Origin of the sequence: Ehrlichia chaffeensis str. Arkansas, from assembly GCF_000013145.1 — a bacterium.
Taxonomy (GTDB): Bacteria; Pseudomonadota; Alphaproteobacteria; order Rickettsiales; family Anaplasmataceae; genus Ehrlichia; species Ehrlichia chaffeensis.
Genome location: NC_007799.1, coordinates 809,097 through 825,585 on the forward strand (window position 1 = coordinate 809,097; position 16,489 = coordinate 825,585).

Consider the following 16,489-nt stretch of genomic DNA (forward strand, 5'->3'; position numbering starts at 1 on the left):
ATCAAAACTTACATTTATCAAAAACATAAAACTTTCTAAATTATACCGTAATAACAAAAGTCCTGTAGATCAAGGAAACTTTTTATACGCACTAACAAATACTATACTAAACAAACCCACCAAAAAGATTAGTTACTACTCATAATCTTGAAATGAAAAAGCTATCTACAAAAACTTATACATCAGATTATCAAATTTTTAGCTCGGTTTGACAGCAACGATATTTATTACTCGTTTTGGAATAACATATATATCTTTTACAACATTGCCACCTATTCTATTCTTAGCTATTTCCAAAGCCATAGATTTAAGTTGATCATCATCAATATCATTAGCAACTGTTAATGCTTTCACAAATTTACCATTAACCTGCACCACAATTGTAACATTTCTTTCAACAAGTAGCTCTGAATCTGCTTTAGGCCATACCTGATTCCATAACATACCTTTACCCCCTATATTTTCCCATAATTTTTCAGCTATATGTGGAATAAAAGGTTCTATTACTCTAATTAGAATATATATTGCTTCACTCACTACATAACAATTTACTGAAGTTCTTATCATTTCACTAATGATATTGCTTAATTCCCTAAACTTAGCTACAGCACAATTTAAACGGCAAAAATCTAAATCATTTGTAATGCCACTTAAAATTTTATGCACAGATCTTCTATATTTAACATCATCTCCTATTATATTTTCTTTGTTAAAATTTAAATTAAACTTATCATAAGAAATTATTACCCTCCATAATTTACTAAGATACCTACTTGCCCCCTCTATACCATCATCTAGCCATTCTATATCACGCTCAGGAGGAGTATCTGACAATATAAATAATCTTGCTGTATCTGCTCCGTACTTATCAATAATATATTCAAGATTCACCACATTTTTTTTCGACTTACTCATCTTCTCAGCTCTACCAACAGTAACATGCTGACCATTTTCCATCATTTTTTTTGCTTCTTCAGGAAATAAGTAATTACCCTGCTCATCCGAATAAGTAGAATGACAAACCATACCTTGCGTTATCAAATTAGAAAAAGGTTCCTTAATATTAAAATATCCACACTTAGTTAATGCTCGACAGAAGAATCTAGAATACAACAAATGCAATACTGCATGTTCTACCCCACCTACATAATAATTGACTGGTAATAACATGTTACACACATCCTTATTTATTCCATTGCTAGTTCCACAAAATGCTGCAAAATACCAAGAAGATTCAAAAAAAGTGTCAAAAGTATCAGTCTCACGTTCAGCATCCATACCACAAGATGGACATTTTACATATTTCCAAGTAGGATGATTGTCTAAAGGATTACCATATTTTGTAAAATCAACATCTTTAGGTAAAGTTACTGGTAAATCTTTTTTATCTACAGGAACCGTACCACATTTTTTACAATATATTATCGGTATAGGACACCCCCAATAACGTTGTCTAGATATCCCCCAATCATGCATTCTATAATATGTTATTTCTTTGCACACCCCTAAAAATGTAAGCTTTGCAACTATAGCTTTTTTAGCTTCATCTACAGTCATACCATCTAAAAAATCAGAGTGTTTCATAATACCTGAGCCAACATAAGCTTCTTTATCTAAGTTCACATCAACTTCAGGAAATACCACTTGCTTTACTGGCAAGGAATATTTCTTTGCAAATTCAAAATCACGCTGATCATGTGCTGGACAACCAAAAATTGCCCCCGTTGCATAATCCATTAAGACAAAATTTACAATATAAACTGGTAAATTTACATTTAACAAAGGATGTTTTACAACTAATCCAGAATCTATTCCAAATTTTTCTATTGTACTAGATACATCACTGATTAAATTTTTTCTGTCAAAATCATTTATCAATTGAATTACTTTTGAATCATTAACATATTGTAAAATCGGATGATCAAAAGATACTGCAATAAATGCTGCTCCAAACAATGTATGGGGACATGTAGTAAAAACTTGTAACGTTTTATTAATACCTAAAATTTCAAAATCTATTACTACACCCTGAGACTTACCAATCCATTTTTCTTGCATCAACTTTACTTTCTCTGGCCACTGATCTAAGATTTGTAAGTCATTCAATAACTCTTCTGCAAAATCAGTAATCTTTAGAAACCATTGAAATAATTTTCTTTTTTCTACCACAGCTCCAGAACGCCATCCCCTTCCATCTATAACTTGTTCATTAGCAAGCACAGTTTGATCCACAGGATCCCAATTTACCAATGACTCTTTGCGATAAGCTAAACCACACTTTAGAAAATCAAGAAAAAATGCTTGTTCATGTTTATAATAACTTGGATCACAAGTAGCTAATTCCTTATCCCAATCATAGGATAATCCTATAGATTTCAACTGACATCTCATATTATCAATATTGCTTTCAGTCCAAGTATGTGGATTTATATTATAAGATAAAGCAGCATTTTCTGCTGGTAATCCAAAAGCATCCCATCCTATCGGATGAAAGACATTAATACCACAAGCACGTTTATATCTCGCAATAACATCACCTATAGTATAATTCCTCAAGTGACCCATATGTATGTTACCAGAAGGATAAGGAAACATCTCTAAAACGTAGCACTGAGCTTGTTTTGCATCAGTATAAAAATTCCATTTTCCTTGTATATCTTGTTCTACTTTTTTGAAATCATAATGCATGGTACACCGTTGATAAAAATTCCATTAAAAACTATTTCAGCTTAGTTGTTGTACAGTACATTATCAGATAATTCAAGCAATACAAAATATACACATACCATAAAGATCCAGAATCATTTCTTTACTTTAGCATGAATATTATTAAAATATAAGTTTTATATATTTATAAATTAATCAATAGATAAAAATTTGCAAATTATATACTTCATTATCAATAAATTATAAAGTGATTTAATATAATATATCTAACATATAAGTTGATTTATAAAGCTAAATATTAAAATGCGAGATGAAGGTGTATAACAAAAAAACTATTTCTTTTTATTGCAAGAATCATAAAAATATTAACTATATGTGTATATAATTGAATAATATAAATAAAATCATATAACAAATATTTCATATTAATAAATTATAAAACGATATAATATAATATTTTTAATATATAAATTAATTTATAAAGATTATTCTTGTCTTACTAGATTACGGTACATAACTATGACAACAATAAGTAACCAAAATGATTACGGCACTAAGTATAAAATACTCAAGTTAATAAAAGATATAACATATAAGAATCACTGGAACCAAGTAACCACAGCAAGGATACTGGGCGTAGACCAACCAAAAATATCTCAGATTAGTAATGGTAAAACAGCAGGATTTTCATTAGAACGTTTACTTATATTTTTGTTACGTCTAAAATGTGATGTGAATATAACAATCACTGTCAATAACCCAGAAATTGCATTAATTAACAAAGACAATATGGCAGAGAGTTCCCTAGAATCTATTAATCTTGTAATAATACAAAAAGAAGATTAATTAGAGATTTTTAGATTGCTCTATTGCATAATTTTCTACATATGCTAGAATAAAGCTTTCATTCATATTTGGTTTGTTAATGGCACGTCTTACAGTTGAAGAATGTATGGGTCGTACTAATAATAAGTTTAAGCTAGTGATATTAGCAAGTCAGAGAGCCCATGATCTAAATTCTGGAGCATGTCCAGTAATAAAATACAAAAATGGTAAAAATACTGTTATTGCATTAAAAGAAATAGCAGCAAAACAATTAGACGTATCCTCTTTATTTAATTTGTCAGTACAAAGATGTCGAAAATATATGGAGAAATTTATCAATTCAGATGAACCATATATTGCTCATAAACCAAAAAACAATGTCGATATCTTTCAAGCGAGTGCAGTAGCTGGTAACTCTGATGGATTGGAAAATAGCTCAAATAGTCGGGATGATAACCCATTAGGTAGGGATAATTTTTTTTCTACCCCAGAAAACAGAAACAATACAAATTCTTAGTAGAACACTACTACTTGTATTACTAGTATATATACTTGTTACATTTTGTTTATGAACTTTTAGCTTTATATAGGCGCAAAAACTGGTTATCTATATGTTTAAAAAATTAGATAAAAGTACATCAGATTGCTCTCTACATGATGATACATCACTATGGGCCTCCATTACCCTAACGGCCACTCCAATTTATACTAATAAGGTCCCATATACAAAAATCAGAAAAATTAATAATAATCTTAATACTTCACTAAATAACAAGTATACTAATCATTATACACCACCAATATACACAAAACCAAATAGTACACATGATATTAGCAGTGGTTCAAATCTCAATAACAATACTAAGAAGAAAATCGATCAAGGAAAATACCATATAGACTCCATCCTTGATCTGCACGGGTACACCTTAGATGCTGCTTATAACACATTAATGAATTTCATAATTAAAAATTATAACTCAGCAAACAAACTCTTACTAATCATTACAGGATGGGGAAGTACTGATAAGTATAATAGTAACAGTATAAAAAGTAATTTTAGCAAGTGGCTACAAAGCGTACAAATAGCAAATTTAATATTATACTATAGAGAAGCTAATCGCATACATGGAGGAAAAGGAGCATTTTATGTACTATTAAAGAGCAAAAATAAAAAGATTTAATATATAAATACTAGTAACATATACAACTAATTAGATTGATTTAAAGTTTAAATTTTTACAAATATAGACATTATATTAAAACAAAATATACTATGTATTTATATAGTATCTTCTGGTCAATATGAAAATAGACTTTAATACCCTCTTTCCTTCTTCAACTAAAGAATACATATCAGGCACAATATACAACAATATAAAAGTTGGAATGCGTAGAATTCATATTAATGATAACAGTGAATCCATTCTAACATATGATACTGGAGGACCACATACTGATCAAAAAATCAAAATTGACATTAATCAGGGTATTGAAAAGATAAGGCTTAATTGGATTGTAGATAGACAAGACGTAGAGTATCATAAAAGACAAGAAGTAAACACAAATTCTGAATACGCATTTCCACTACAAAGTAATAATATCTTAAAAGCAAATAGTAATAAACCTATAACCCAGATGTATTATGCTCGAAACAATATTATTACTCCAGAAATGGAATATGTAGCAATACGAGAAAACGCACTAAGACAAAAGATTCTTTCTTATAAACCAACTGTCATGGCACCAGAAATTACTCCAGAATTCGTACGACAAGAAATAGCATCTGGGAGAGCAATCATTCCAGCAAATGTAAATCATCCTGAATCAGAACCAATGATAATAGGCAAGAATTTCTTAGTAAAAATCAATGCTAATATTGGTAATTCAGTAGTTAGTTCAAGCATTGAAGACGAACTTCAAAAAATGATATACGCAATTATATACGGTGCTGATACAGTTATGGATTTATCTACAGGGAACAATATACATAATATTAGAGAATGGATTATCAGAAACAGCCCAGTACCAATAGGTACAGTACCTATATATCAAGCATTAAACAAAGTAAATGGAGTAGTAGGAGACCTAGATTTCAATATCTTCAAAAAAACATTAATAGAACAAGCAGAACAAGGTGTTGACTATTTTACCATACATGCAGGAGTATTAAAAAATTACATTGACTACACAGATAACAGGCTAACTGGCATCGTATCAAGAGGTGGAGCTATTATGGCACACTGGTGTACTATACATAATAAAGAGAACTTTCTTTATACAAATTTTGAAGAAATATGCGATATTATGAAACACTATGACATTACTTTCTCTCTAGGAGATGGATTAAGGCCAGGATCCATAGCAGATGCAAACGATACAGCACAATTTTTAGAACTCAAAACACTAGGAGAACTTACAGACATTGCATGGAAGCACGATTGCCAAGTTATGATAGAAGGACCAGGCCATGTTCCTATGCATTTAATAAAAGAAAATGTAGAAAAACAGGTTCACTTCTGTAAGGAAGCTCCATTCTATACTTTAGGACCATTAACTACAGACATTGCTCCAGGTTACGACCACATAACGAGTGCAATCGGCGCAGCAATTATAGGATGGTATGGCACTTCTATGTTGTGTTATGTTACACCGAAAGAACACTTAGGATTACCTAACATTCAAGACGTAAAAGATGGAGTCATTGCATATAAAATAGCAGCACATGCAGCAGACTTAGCAAAAGGTAATCCATCTGCTTATATACGTGATTATGCATTAAGTTATGCAAGGTTCAATTTCAAATGGTATGATCAATTTAACTTATCTCTTGATCCAGAAACGGCAAAATCACTACACGATGAATCTCTTCCTTCTGAGAATGCAAAGTCTGCTCACTTCTGTTCAATGTGTGGGCCAAAATTCTGCTCAATGAAATTAACTCATCAAATAAAATCTATTGAAGAGTAACAAACCGCAACTATGTTATAAAGCTTGTTAAGACATATTTTCCAGATTCTGTGGATAATGGGGTTATTAATAAGAATAGTTTAAGGCAGCATTTTTTTGCTTATAGTAATTTATGGGTTGAATTTCAGTCGATATTACATTCGATAACTTTAGAAAAACAGAAAAATTTTATCATGCTTCATAATAGATAATCAACTAAGTATGTAGTACTTGATGTGCATCAACATTATAATTAAATTAATTTATCCATTCCTTATAAATATTCTACATTACTTACTCTTATAACAAACATCTAACCTAATTAACACAATAACTATCTAGAGTTTCATTATCTTTCAATATATCTTTATTACGTTACCTATCGATTTTCTATGCTCGTTATATTTTACAAATTCCTGATCTACATAAAACTCATCAGCATATAAATTATTATTAGAAGTATAATTTACAACATCTGTTACCATATATTAACCATGATTGTATATGAGTATTATGTATTAGTATATTTTTTGCTAATTTGTGTCCTATAATTTGACCCATATTTAAAAATTTTGATTAGGCATCTTTTATGTATTTTATATTTTGTTCATGCAAAAAACATGCACTAATTGAACATCATCAGCAACTTAGATATTTACTTCTATGACTAATATCAAACATTATCTTTTGAATTTGAAATAACACATCACCTTTACTTAACCCAGTTCTAATAGTAAAATTTGCAAATTTTTTTCTGTCATTTTCAGACAGCTGTATAGCTATAATCGACTCAAACTCTCTTATAGATAAACCACGATATAATACCCTTTGCATCTGCAATAATCTATTAGTTGTAACATGGATAATAAAATTACAACAACTATAAAAATTAGATTCTATCAATAGAGGCACATCAAGTACTACATACTTAGTTGATTGTCTATTATGAAACATAATAAAATTTTTCTGTTTTTCTAAAATTATCGAATGTAATGTTGACTGAAATTCAACCCATAAATTACTATAAGCAAAAAAATGCTGTCTTAAACTATTCTTATTAACAACCCCGTGATCCACAGAATCTGGAAAATATGTCTTAACAAGCTTTATAACACTGTTGTCACAATTATATAACTGACATACAACTTGATCAGCATCAAATACTACTGCCTTAAACAATGTTTTAAAATAGCTAGCAACTAAACTTTTACCAGAACCTATACCACCAGTTAATCCAAAAATCACCATAGTTATAAATAACCCCTACCAATACAAACACAATCTATTCTCATTTCTATAATAAAAAAACTTGTTAACCAAAAAGATCACTTTATAATTTTAATCATAGCTCTATCATTAAAATTATATTTGTACTATTTATATATACTGACAATTAACTTATATATAAAATGATCTCAGAAGCAGTACAAGCATTAAAAAATAAACACTTAATATTATTTCCCACTGAAACTGTTTACGCACTAGCTGGAAGTGCATACAGCATTGAAGCAGTACAAAAAATATATCAGATAAAAGGTAGATCATACAATAAACCCTTATCTTTACTACTTAGCAATATTGATAAAATTAAACAATTTTCCACTTTAACAGAACACACTTTTAAAATAATACAAAAACTTTCTCCTGGACCTGTAACTTTTGTATTACCAATTCATAATTATAACAAACTACCTAGACAATTCTTTAATGACACTATTGGAATCAGAATACCAGATCACCCTATAGCTCTAGAAATATTAAGTAATTTCGATAATCCTGTTGTAGGAACAAGCGTTAACATTTCTGGACAACCTAGTGTCACTGCCTCACATCAAGTTCAAGAAACAATTAAGCAGCACATTTCAGTAATAATAGAAGATGACAGCTTAGTAAATGGTATTGAATCAACAGTAATCGACTTAACATCATATAAAATATTAAGAACAGGAGCAGTATCAGAAAAGAAAATCCAGGATATAATACATAGTATATAGATTAACGCATAAACTTTATAGTAAAACATAAAAGTTCATAAAAAAATATTCATACCATACTGATCAATATATATTAAAAAACTTATATAAATAACCTTATTCAAATTAATTCCTTATCAATAATCATAGCAATTTTTGCTCTGATTTTTAATCAAACCATTATTATTCAACAAAATAAAATCAGTGTTTACAAAAAAAAATATCTACGCCATACTGATCAACATAATACTAGTTGTACTTAAATTAAAGATACCTAATCAAAATTTTTAAATATGGATCAAATTATAGGGCACACATTAGCAAAAAATACACTAATACATAATACTCATATACAATCATGGTTAATATATGGTAACAGAGGTATTGGGAAAGCAACACTTGCATATCGTTTTGCTAAATACCTAACACAATCAACATATTTAAATCATTATAACCCTGATCTTTTAACAATTAATGACAATGAAGAAATAATAGGAATAGACAAAATTAGAAATATAAAAAACTTTCTCTATTTAAGTACAGCAAGACTCAAATATAGAATAGTAATAGTAGATAGCATTGATAGCCTAACCATTAATGCCACTAATGCAATGCTTAAGATTCTCGAAGAAACACCTAATAACTCTATTATCATATTAATTAGCCACAATTTGCATGAAGTTCCAACAGTTGTAAGATCAAGATGTTTTACATTAGGATTATCAGACCTTAATCCACAAGAAACACAACAAGTAATTCAAAATAACTTTCCCCATTTAGATCATAAAAAAATAAGTCATATCTATCCAGGCACCCCAGGAATGGTAGGTCAACACATTGATCAAGAAATTGAACTATATAAAGCTCTTATTTCAATACTTACCAATCAATACAATAATATAACTATAGAAAACATCATAACAACTGAGATCAGCTTTTATAAAGTAGAACATATACTATTTACTATTATGTTGGATCTAGCAAAAGAAATATTAGGTATAACAACTAATTTAAGTATCTACAAACACCTAATAGACAATATAAAGAATAAAATTAACATCAATCAATTGCTAATAAAAGTATCTCAAATACAACAATTAATATCTTATGCAAAAAAATTTCAACTAGATAAAAAATCAGTAATGCTAAATTTGATCAATACCATAATTAATTTACTATAAACTACTATTAATTTTCTTGAAAATTTAATATATTAGAATTGGTATTAATAATACTATATAAAACATAAATGGAAAAAATTACCACAAACATTTAAACACAACATTTAAAGTGTTGTTATTACCAAATACTTACTAAATTTTGTATTTATGATAATATCATAATAGTTTTACTAAAAAAAATTACAAAAAATGTTATTATCTACTTAAAATTGCAGATTAATTAATAATGCTTTAAGTAATAACAAATAAATTTAGTTGACTATATGAACTAACCTAATATCCTAAATCTTGTTCAGTTATGTAAAATTAGGAGTTAAAATTATGAGTAAGGATATGGTAGTTAGAACACTCATGGGAGAGTTAGGATTAACAAAAAAGGTATCAAGTCAAGCTTATGACCTAGTAATGCTAAGTATACAAAATGCACTAGAAACTTCTCATCTAATTAGGTTACACAATGTTGGAACACTACATGTTATCCAATGTGCAGAAAAAAAATATCATAACCCTAAAACTGGGAAGTTAGAAACACTAGCTCCTAAGAAAAGAGTAAGATTTAGATCAAGCAAAAAATTATCAAATGCTATTAACCTTTTAGATAATTAATTAGGAGCGCTAGCAATGGCCTTTTTCATTTTATGAACGGATGTACCTATACCATGTAGTACAGATTCACAAATTAAAAAATGCCCTATGTTAAGTGCTGATATGTATGGTACTTTTGCTATAATAGCAGCACTTTGATAATTTAAGCCGTGTCCAGCATGACAGCCTATGTTTCGTTGGTAGCAGTATTCTGCAGCTTTTATTACTTGAGATAGTTCACTTTGTGTAGTATTGTTACAGTATTTTCCAGTATGTAGCTCTACGTTATCAGCAGATAGTTTTTTTGCTTGATCAATTTGGTCTACATCAGGTTCAATAAATAGTGTAACATCTATGTTGTAAGTATGTAGTTTTTCAATAAATGATATTAAATAAGAAAAAGCACGTTTTACATCTAGTCCCCCTTCTGTTGTAAGTTCTTGTCTTTTTTCAGGAACTAAACAGACACATTTTGGTCTTACCTTTATTGCTATTGATAACATCTCATCAGTTGGGGCAATTTCTAAGTTTAGTGGAACTTTTAAACTATTTTTCAATCTAAAAACATCATCATCCTTTATATGCCTACGATCTTCTCTTAAATGCACAGTGATAAAATCTGCACCATTGCTTACTGCTATATTTGCTACTTCCACAATATCTGGATAATCAACATTTCTTGCATTACGCAACGTTGCAACATGATCAATATTTACTCCCAATGCAACATCTGACATAAGCACCTCTCATATATCTACTACCAAAATACATTATATATTATCAATAAAATTTTACACAAATACTATATTTTATTTAAAGCATATCCTCTAATCTGAGAAGACGAGATATTACAAGGTCTTAATCTAACAAACATCCACCCATATCGGCAATTTAACAACAACTTACAATTCGTAAAATACACATTCCTCATATAAGTAGCAAAAGGAGTATTCAAAGCCTGACACACATTTTTACCACGCTCAAAAACTACAATTGGCAATAATTTACAAAAATCTTTCCACCTATACCAATAATGAAAAGAAAAAAGATTATCATCTCCCATTAACCATACAAACTTAACATTGCTAAATTCCTTACATAGCCTACTCACAACATTGTAACTATAACATTCTTTAACTCTCACAATATTTACTCTTATATCACTATAAACTAACTGTTGCGATAAACTCACTCTATCTTCAATACTATAACCACCATCAAATTTCAAAGGATTACAAGGTACAACCAACCACCATACTCTATCTATACCTAACCTTTTAATAGCTTCTTGACTAATATATAAATGGCCATAATGTGGAGGATTAAAAGATCCACCTAATAAACCTACTGTTAATTTTTTTCTCATAATAAATTCTTCAATATAATAAACAACCCACACTATTCACATCATCACTAATATATTAACTGCTTTGAAATAATCCAATAACTGTATTAAAATGCCCACAAGAAACACAAATTTGCAACACTAGCATTAACCATTAATGAACTTATCATACAATCTATAAAGTTTCTTAACTTGACTAGTACAATATAAGAAATAAATGTAATACGTTATTGATCAATTAAGATCTTCAAGTATAATTATGCATTATCAATAATATTAATTTTTTAAAAATGTTTTACCCTACACGAGATCTCAAGACCATATATTCCAAAGACAACACAGTATGTGTAGAAAATATACTAGAAATGATGAATGGTACAAGTGAAGAGTTACAAGCCTATAAAGATGATTTATTAAGTAAACACAAAGAAAATACCAAAAAAAAACTAGCCGATCAAAAAAAAAGCCAAGAAGAGATCGCATTACATATTGCAAGTCCATCTTTTTCTGAAGAAGCATTAGCCTATGTTAATTATACAACCAACCAACACATTCTAAAACACTTATCAGACAGTAAACATATAGGGAACAAAACAAGAATATTAACAAAATGTCTAGAACCACTAGAACATCAAAGAAGAAATATGATAATGGAGGGAATGTATAAAGCCTCATTACTAAAGGAATTTAATCAGATAATGCAAGATGCATCTGATGACGACTTTGAAGCATTAGTTAACATAATCATATCTTGTTCACATTTAAAAACGGATTTAACAGAACAACAACAAAAGAACATAGAAGCAGCTATAGCAACATATAATAGGGAGGAACAAGGATTGTCATTGCAATCAATACGTGAATTTATAAACGATACAACAGGAATTGATATATCTAATCCACTAAGCTCTATCAAGAAAAAATTAGGAGGAAAAAAAGAAGATATCAAACAGCCTTTAGAATCTCTAGATGAAAAGCTAATTAACGTAATAACATCTCCATACAGTGTCACTTACTTTATCCTAGGTACTCTTACACTTGGTCTAGGAGGATTTGCAGGACCGCTTTTACCAATACTTCTTATAGTCACTGTTGGAAAAAGCTTACATGGCATGCTTACAGAGGACAAAGAAAAAGAAGGAACTATTCATAGTCCCTTTCAAGAAGGAGTATTAAAGCCATCAAGAATATCTGAGAAACCACAAAACTACACTGCAATTTTAGAACAACAACATAAACAAGAAGAAGACAAACAACAAGACACAAGCAAACCTCACACCAGTAGGCACTTATAGTAATATAACTTTGTACATAAAACGTATCAACTAAAAAGCATGAAACGTTTTGTGTTATATTTTTAAGTGATAAAATAGAAAAGCCATCATACAGTATCAAATAATAGATGAGAAAAACAATACATGCACAAATAACTAAATGGTATTAGCCATAATAATCTAGATATAAAAACTTAAAAAATGCACACAAACTTTATTACATTAAATAAATACAAAGTAAAAACAATAAACTTCTCAATACAGTATGTTTATTCAGGCATTATTTATCTCAACATTCTAATCAATACATTAATATCATCTCTCTGTTTACTGTCTGCATCTTATTAATTTTTCTATCTGCTTAACAGCATGAATTACTGTAGCATGAGCTCTACCCCCAAAACTTTTTCCAATTTCTGGTAAACTCTTCTGAGTCAATTTCTTTGATAAATACATTGCTACTTGCCTAGGACGCACTAAAGTTCTTAACCTTCTAGTAGAGTACATGTCAGTTGTCTTAATTTAAAGAACTCAGCAACTTTCCTTTGAATACATTCTAATTCTCAATACAGTATGCTTATTCAGGTATCATTTATCTCAACATTCTAGTCAATAAATTAATATCATCTCTCAGTTTACTGTCTGTATCTATTAATTTTTCTATCTGCTTAACAGCATGAATTACTGTAGCATGATCTCTACCCCCAAAACTTTTTCCAATTTCTGGTAAACTCTTCTGAGTCAATTTCTTTGATAGATACATTGCTACTTGCCTAGGACGCGCTAAAGTTCTTAACCTTCTAGTAGAGTACATGTCAGTTATCTTAATATTAAAGAATTCAGCAACTTTCCTTTGAATACATTCTAATGTCACTGATTTGTGATTTGCACGCAATAAATCAGATAAAATATCACTAGCTGAATCCAAAGTAATACTACATCCAACTAATGAAGAATGTGCAACTACTTTGTTAAGCGCACCCTCTAATTCTCTAATATTGGATTTGATATTCTTTGCTAAAAACTCTAATACTTTATTTGGAATATTAATACCCATCTTTTCAACTTTTAGCTGCAATATACCTAACCGTAACTCAAAAGTTGTTTCATTAATATCTGCGACTAATCCCCAACCTAATCTTGATTTTATCCTTTCTTCAACTCCATCTAAATCACTAGGTGATCTATCAGCAGATATCACTAACTGCTTATTCTGATCTATTAAAGCATTAAAAGTATGAAAGAATTCCTCCTGAGTACTGTCTTTACCACTAATAAACTGAACATCATCAACCATCAATATGTCTACAGAACGAAATTGCTCTTTAAACAACATTATATCCTTGCTTCTTAATGCTGTAACATATTGATACATAAATTTTTCTGCTGAAAGATAAGCTATTTTTCTTTTCGAAGAAGATTTTATAATATACCAAGCAATAGCATGCATCAAATGAGTTTTCCCAAGTCCAACTCCACCATACAGAAATAAAGGATTACTCCCAGATATTGGTTCATTAGACTCTGCCACTCTTCTAGCTGCAGCAAAAGCAAGCTCATTTGGTTTTCCTACTACAAAATTATCAAAAGTAAATCTAGGATCCAAAGGAGAACTTAAATGATCATAATTATTTCTTACTTCCTTATCTTGCTGATCTTTGATATTCACTAGCAAATTAGTATCTTGATTATTCACAACACAAATGTCTACAGAACATACACTTTGATCTTCATCCTGCCAATATTTTAAAATTTGATCCAAGTAATGCACTAATATCCATTCTTTGATAAACCTAGTTGGAGCAGACAGTAAAACCTTACCACCTTCATTATTAATATATACTAGTACACTCAACCAACTATCATATATGGCATTACCATAAAACTTATGTAATTTGACTTGAATATCTTTCCAAATTACCTGGTTGTCAGATTGAAGCTTTTCTTTTACACAATCTCCTAAAAGCCCAGTACCACCATCATTCATATAGCCAATCCAAAACTACAATCATAACTTGAAAAATCATAAATCTTATAGCATCACTATATATAGAGTTACGATCCTCTGCATTATACAATAGAAAAACAAAGTCATCTATCAAATTTCCATAAAGACACTAAATCTTCCCTAATACATAGCAATATACAACCAAAAATACACTCAGCAAAACAAAAATATGTATAACTAAGAAAGAAATAGAAACATCACGAGTAAAGTAAATAAAAAAACTCAATACTATAATTAAAATATCACAACTTTATATAAATAATATTCATTTTATTTGGCTTCAATATAATTAATATCAGGAGCATCTATTGCTTTCATACCTATAGCATGATATCCACCATCAACATATAAAATTTCTCCTGTAGTACCTTTACCTAAATCACTTAATAAATAAAGTGCTGCTCCACCCACATCGTCTATTGTAGTATTACGCCTCAAAGGTGCATTATATTTATTCCATGTCAATATGTAATGGAAATCTCCTATCCCAGAAGATGCTAAAGTTCTTACTGGACCTGCAGAAATAGCATTAACCCTAATATTCTGAGAACCTAAATCAACAGCCAGATACTTTACACTTGCTTCTAAAGCTGCTTTACATACTCCCATCACATTATAGTGAGGCATCACTTTTTGAGCACCATAATAAGATAATGTTAATATACTACCTCCATTACACATCATCTTCTCTACTTTTTTAGCAAGGTAAGTAAGCGAGTAACATGAAATATGCATAGATGTCAAAAAATTATTCAATGACGTATCAATATACCTACCTTTCAGCTCATTTTTATCAGAAAAAGCAACAGCATGTACTAAAAAATCCATACTTTCCCATTCATCACTAAGCTGTGCAAACATATTATCTACAGTCTCTTCTTTAGATACATCACATTGCAAGACCAACTTTACACCTATAGATTCCGCTAAAGGATCTATCCTTTTCTTAAAAACGTCGGATAAATAAGTCACTGCTATATCTGCCCCATGCATAGCTAAAGTTTTAGCAATCCCCCATGCTAAAGATTTATCATTAGCAATTCCAATGACTAATCCTTTTTTTCCTTTCATCATATCACTAGCAAGCACTGATATCTCCTTATTTTTTAGACATGCTCTTACAATACTACATTAATTAATATCTTATAAATAAAACAAAAAAATTCAAGATGCGGGAGCGACGAGACTCGAACTCGCGACCTTAAGCGTGACAGGCTTATGTTCTAACCAACTAAACTACGCCCCCGATAAACATAAGATCTATAATGCTAACCAGCATAAGAAAGGTTGTCAATAAGGTTTTACTTTTTATCAATATCACAATTCTTATATGCAAACCTGTAGGAGTTTAATAACATTATCTAATATTTATTGCAATTAAATAATATAAAAAAATTTATACCTCCCTACTTTATATGTTCACAACAATGTTATTCCATATCTTAGCTATTACAGACAAATACTATATTTTCATCAAAACAAGTACCATTCTGTCAAAGAATATCCGTCAGCAATTACATTTGTAACTGTATATAAAATCTATTCTTATTTACCTAGCACATAACTGATCAAAATCTATATAGTTGAAATGACAAACACACTTTAAAAATCACAACTCTACAACCCACCAATTCAACAATATACAATTAGCATTGAGAAATAGATAAACAATAAAACTTTATTTA

The 16,489-nt window shown here is 29.7% G+C and carries 15 protein-coding genes, 1 tRNA gene and 2 pseudogenes; 9 read left to right on the forward strand and 9 right to left on the reverse strand.

Annotated features, from left to right (window positions below; genetic code table 11):
- Positions 1-198 precede the first annotated feature (198 nt).
- Positions 199-2,688, reverse strand: a complete 2,490-nt coding sequence (leuS, locus tag ECH_RS03300; protein WP_006011277.1) for a leucine--tRNA ligase — start codon at positions 2,686-2,688, stop codon at positions 199-201.
- A gap of 498 nt (positions 2,689-3,186) precedes the next feature.
- Here leuS and ECH_RS03305 point away from each other — a divergent pair, with 498 nt between their 5' ends.
- The 5 genes and pseudogenes from ECH_RS03305 to ECH_RS04780 form a co-directional block, all read left to right on the forward strand.
- Complete coding sequence (locus ECH_RS03305; RefSeq protein WP_006011281.1) at positions 3,187-3,513, forward strand: helix-turn-helix domain-containing protein; 327 nt, start codon at positions 3,187-3,189, stop codon at positions 3,511-3,513.
- Between the two features lie 79 nt (positions 3,514-3,592).
- Positions 3,593-4,009: a DNA-directed RNA polymerase subunit omega gene (gene rpoZ, locus ECH_RS03310; RefSeq protein WP_006011279.1), complete on the forward strand. Its 417-nt coding sequence runs from the start codon at positions 3,593-3,595 to the stop codon at positions 4,007-4,009.
- A gap of 94 nt (positions 4,010-4,103) precedes the next feature.
- Positions 4,104-4,673 (forward strand): Smr/MutS family protein, encoded by a 570-nt coding sequence (locus ECH_RS03315; RefSeq protein ID WP_011452817.1) that lies wholly within the window; start codon positions 4,104-4,106, stop codon positions 4,671-4,673.
- 121 nt (positions 4,674-4,794) lie between these two features.
- Positions 4,795-6,459, forward strand: a complete 1,665-nt coding sequence (gene thiC / locus ECH_RS03320; RefSeq protein ID WP_011452818.1) for a phosphomethylpyrimidine synthase ThiC — start codon at positions 4,795-4,797, stop codon at positions 6,457-6,459.
- Between the two features lie 8 nt (positions 6,460-6,467).
- Positions 6,468-6,647 (forward strand): annotated as a pseudogene (locus ECH_RS04780) (dephospho-CoA kinase); the annotation flags it as partial.
- A 147-nt stretch (positions 6,648-6,794) separates the two neighbouring features.
- On the opposite strand, the gene ECH_RS05080 reads toward ECH_RS04780, so the two are convergent.
- Together ECH_RS05080 and coaE are read right to left on the reverse strand one after the other, a co-directional pair.
- On the reverse strand, positions 6,795-6,923 hold the full coding sequence (locus ECH_RS05080; protein WP_011452820.1) for a hypothetical protein: 129 nt from the start codon (positions 6,921-6,923) through the stop codon (positions 6,795-6,797).
- Positions 6,924-7,077: 154 nt separating this feature from the next.
- Positions 7,078-7,686: a dephospho-CoA kinase gene (gene coaE / locus ECH_RS03325; protein WP_006009807.1), complete on the reverse strand. Its 609-nt coding sequence runs from the start codon at positions 7,684-7,686 to the stop codon at positions 7,078-7,080.
- A 161-nt stretch (positions 7,687-7,847) separates the two neighbouring features.
- Here coaE and ECH_RS03330 point away from each other — a divergent pair, with 161 nt between their 5' ends.
- The 3 genes from ECH_RS03330 (at position 7,848) to ECH_RS03340 (ending at position 10,198) form a co-directional block, all read left to right on the forward strand.
- Complete coding sequence (locus tag ECH_RS03330) at positions 7,848-8,432, forward strand: L-threonylcarbamoyladenylate synthase (RefSeq protein ID WP_006009804.1); 585 nt, start codon at positions 7,848-7,850, stop codon at positions 8,430-8,432.
- A 272-nt stretch (positions 8,433-8,704) separates the two neighbouring features.
- Positions 8,705-9,592, forward strand: coding sequence for an AAA family ATPase (locus ECH_RS03335; RefSeq protein ID WP_006009802.1), 888 nt, complete (start codon positions 8,705-8,707; stop codon positions 9,590-9,592).
- Between the two features lie 321 nt (positions 9,593-9,913).
- The gene (locus ECH_RS03340; RefSeq protein WP_006009793.1) at positions 9,914-10,198 is read left to right on the forward strand and encodes an HU family DNA-binding protein; all 285 of its coding nucleotides are present in this window, start codon (positions 9,914-9,916) and stop codon (positions 10,196-10,198) included.
- Here the strand turns inward: ECH_RS03340 and ECH_RS03345 are convergent.
- Together ECH_RS03345 and ECH_RS03350 are read right to left on the reverse strand one after the other, a co-directional pair.
- Entirely contained in the window at positions 10,195-10,914 is a 720-nt protein-coding gene (locus tag ECH_RS03345) for a pyridoxine 5'-phosphate synthase (RefSeq protein WP_006009796.1), read from the reverse strand. The genes ECH_RS03340 and ECH_RS03345 overlap by 4 nt on opposite strands.
- A gap of 65 nt (positions 10,915-10,979) precedes the next feature.
- On the reverse strand, positions 10,980-11,543 hold the full coding sequence (locus ECH_RS03350) for an adenylyltransferase/cytidyltransferase family protein (RefSeq protein WP_011452821.1): 564 nt from the start codon (positions 11,541-11,543) through the stop codon (positions 10,980-10,982).
- 269 nt (positions 11,544-11,812) lie between these two features.
- Here ECH_RS03350 and ECH_RS03355 point away from each other — a divergent pair, with 269 nt between their 5' ends.
- Complete coding sequence (locus tag ECH_RS03355) at positions 11,813-12,817, forward strand: hypothetical protein (protein WP_011452822.1); 1,005 nt, start codon at positions 11,813-11,815, stop codon at positions 12,815-12,817.
- Positions 12,818-13,080: 263 nt separating this feature from the next.
- Here the strand turns inward: ECH_RS03355 and ECH_RS03360 are convergent.
- The 4 genes and pseudogenes from ECH_RS03360 to ECH_RS03375 all read right to left on the reverse strand — a co-directional run.
- Positions 13,081-13,356 (reverse strand): annotated as a pseudogene (locus ECH_RS03360) (helix-turn-helix domain-containing protein); the annotation flags it as partial.
- 32 nt (positions 13,357-13,388) lie between these two features.
- Positions 13,389-14,783, reverse strand: a complete 1,395-nt coding sequence (gene dnaA / locus ECH_RS03365; protein WP_006009784.1) for a chromosomal replication initiator protein DnaA — start codon at positions 14,781-14,783, stop codon at positions 13,389-13,391.
- 291 nt (positions 14,784-15,074) lie between these two features.
- Complete coding sequence (locus tag ECH_RS03370; RefSeq protein ID WP_006009781.1) at positions 15,075-15,875, reverse strand: enoyl-ACP reductase FabI; 801 nt, start codon at positions 15,873-15,875, stop codon at positions 15,075-15,077.
- A gap of 101 nt (positions 15,876-15,976) precedes the next feature.
- Positions 15,977-16,050: transfer RNA gene (locus tag ECH_RS03375), tRNA-Asp, on the reverse strand.
- Between the last annotated feature and the right edge of the window lie 439 nt (positions 16,051-16,489).

Excerpts from the sequence above, each read along its gene's own strand:
- ECH_RS03350 (WP_011452821.1), bottom strand. The coding sequence starts at position 11,543 with ATGAGAAAAAAATTAACAGTAGGTTTATTAGGTGGATCTTTTAATCCT.
- ECH_RS03345 (WP_006009796.1), bottom strand. The coding sequence starts at position 10,914 with ATGTCAGATGTTGCATTGGGAGTAAATATTGATCATGTTGCAACGTTG.
- dnaA (WP_006009784.1), bottom strand. The coding sequence starts at position 14,783 with ATGAATGATGGTGGTACTGGGCTTTTAGGAGATTGTGTAAAAGAAAAG.
- ECH_RS03305 (WP_006011281.1), top strand. The coding sequence starts at position 3,187 with ATGACAACAATAAGTAACCAAAATGATTACGGCACTAAGTATAAAATA.
- ECH_RS03340 (WP_006009793.1), top strand. The coding sequence starts at position 9,914 with ATGAGTAAGGATATGGTAGTTAGAACACTCATGGGAGAGTTAGGATTA.
- ECH_RS03315 (WP_011452817.1), top strand. The coding sequence starts at position 4,104 with ATGTTTAAAAAATTAGATAAAAGTACATCAGATTGCTCTCTACATGAT.
- thiC (WP_011452818.1), top strand. The coding sequence starts at position 4,795 with ATGAAAATAGACTTTAATACCCTCTTTCCTTCTTCAACTAAAGAATAC.
- ECH_RS03355 (WP_011452822.1), top strand. The coding sequence starts at position 11,813 with ATGTTTTACCCTACACGAGATCTCAAGACCATATATTCCAAAGACAAC.
- coaE (WP_006009807.1), bottom strand. The coding sequence starts at position 7,686 with ATGGTGATTTTTGGATTAACTGGTGGTATAGGTTCTGGTAAAAGTTTA.
- ECH_RS05080 (WP_011452820.1), bottom strand. The coding sequence starts at position 6,923 with ATGGTAACAGATGTTGTAAATTATACTTCTAATAATAATTTATATGCT.
- ECH_RS03335 (WP_006009802.1), top strand. The coding sequence starts at position 8,705 with ATGGATCAAATTATAGGGCACACATTAGCAAAAAATACACTAATACAT.
- ECH_RS03370 (WP_006009781.1), bottom strand. The coding sequence starts at position 15,875 with ATGAAAGGAAAAAAAGGATTAGTCATTGGAATTGCTAATGATAAATCT.
- ECH_RS03330 (WP_006009804.1), top strand. The coding sequence starts at position 7,848 with ATGATCTCAGAAGCAGTACAAGCATTAAAAAATAAACACTTAATATTA.
- rpoZ (WP_006011279.1), top strand. The coding sequence starts at position 3,593 with ATGGCACGTCTTACAGTTGAAGAATGTATGGGTCGTACTAATAATAAG.
- leuS (WP_006011277.1), bottom strand. The coding sequence starts at position 2,688 with ATGCATTATGATTTCAAAAAAGTAGAACAAGATATACAAGGAAAATGG.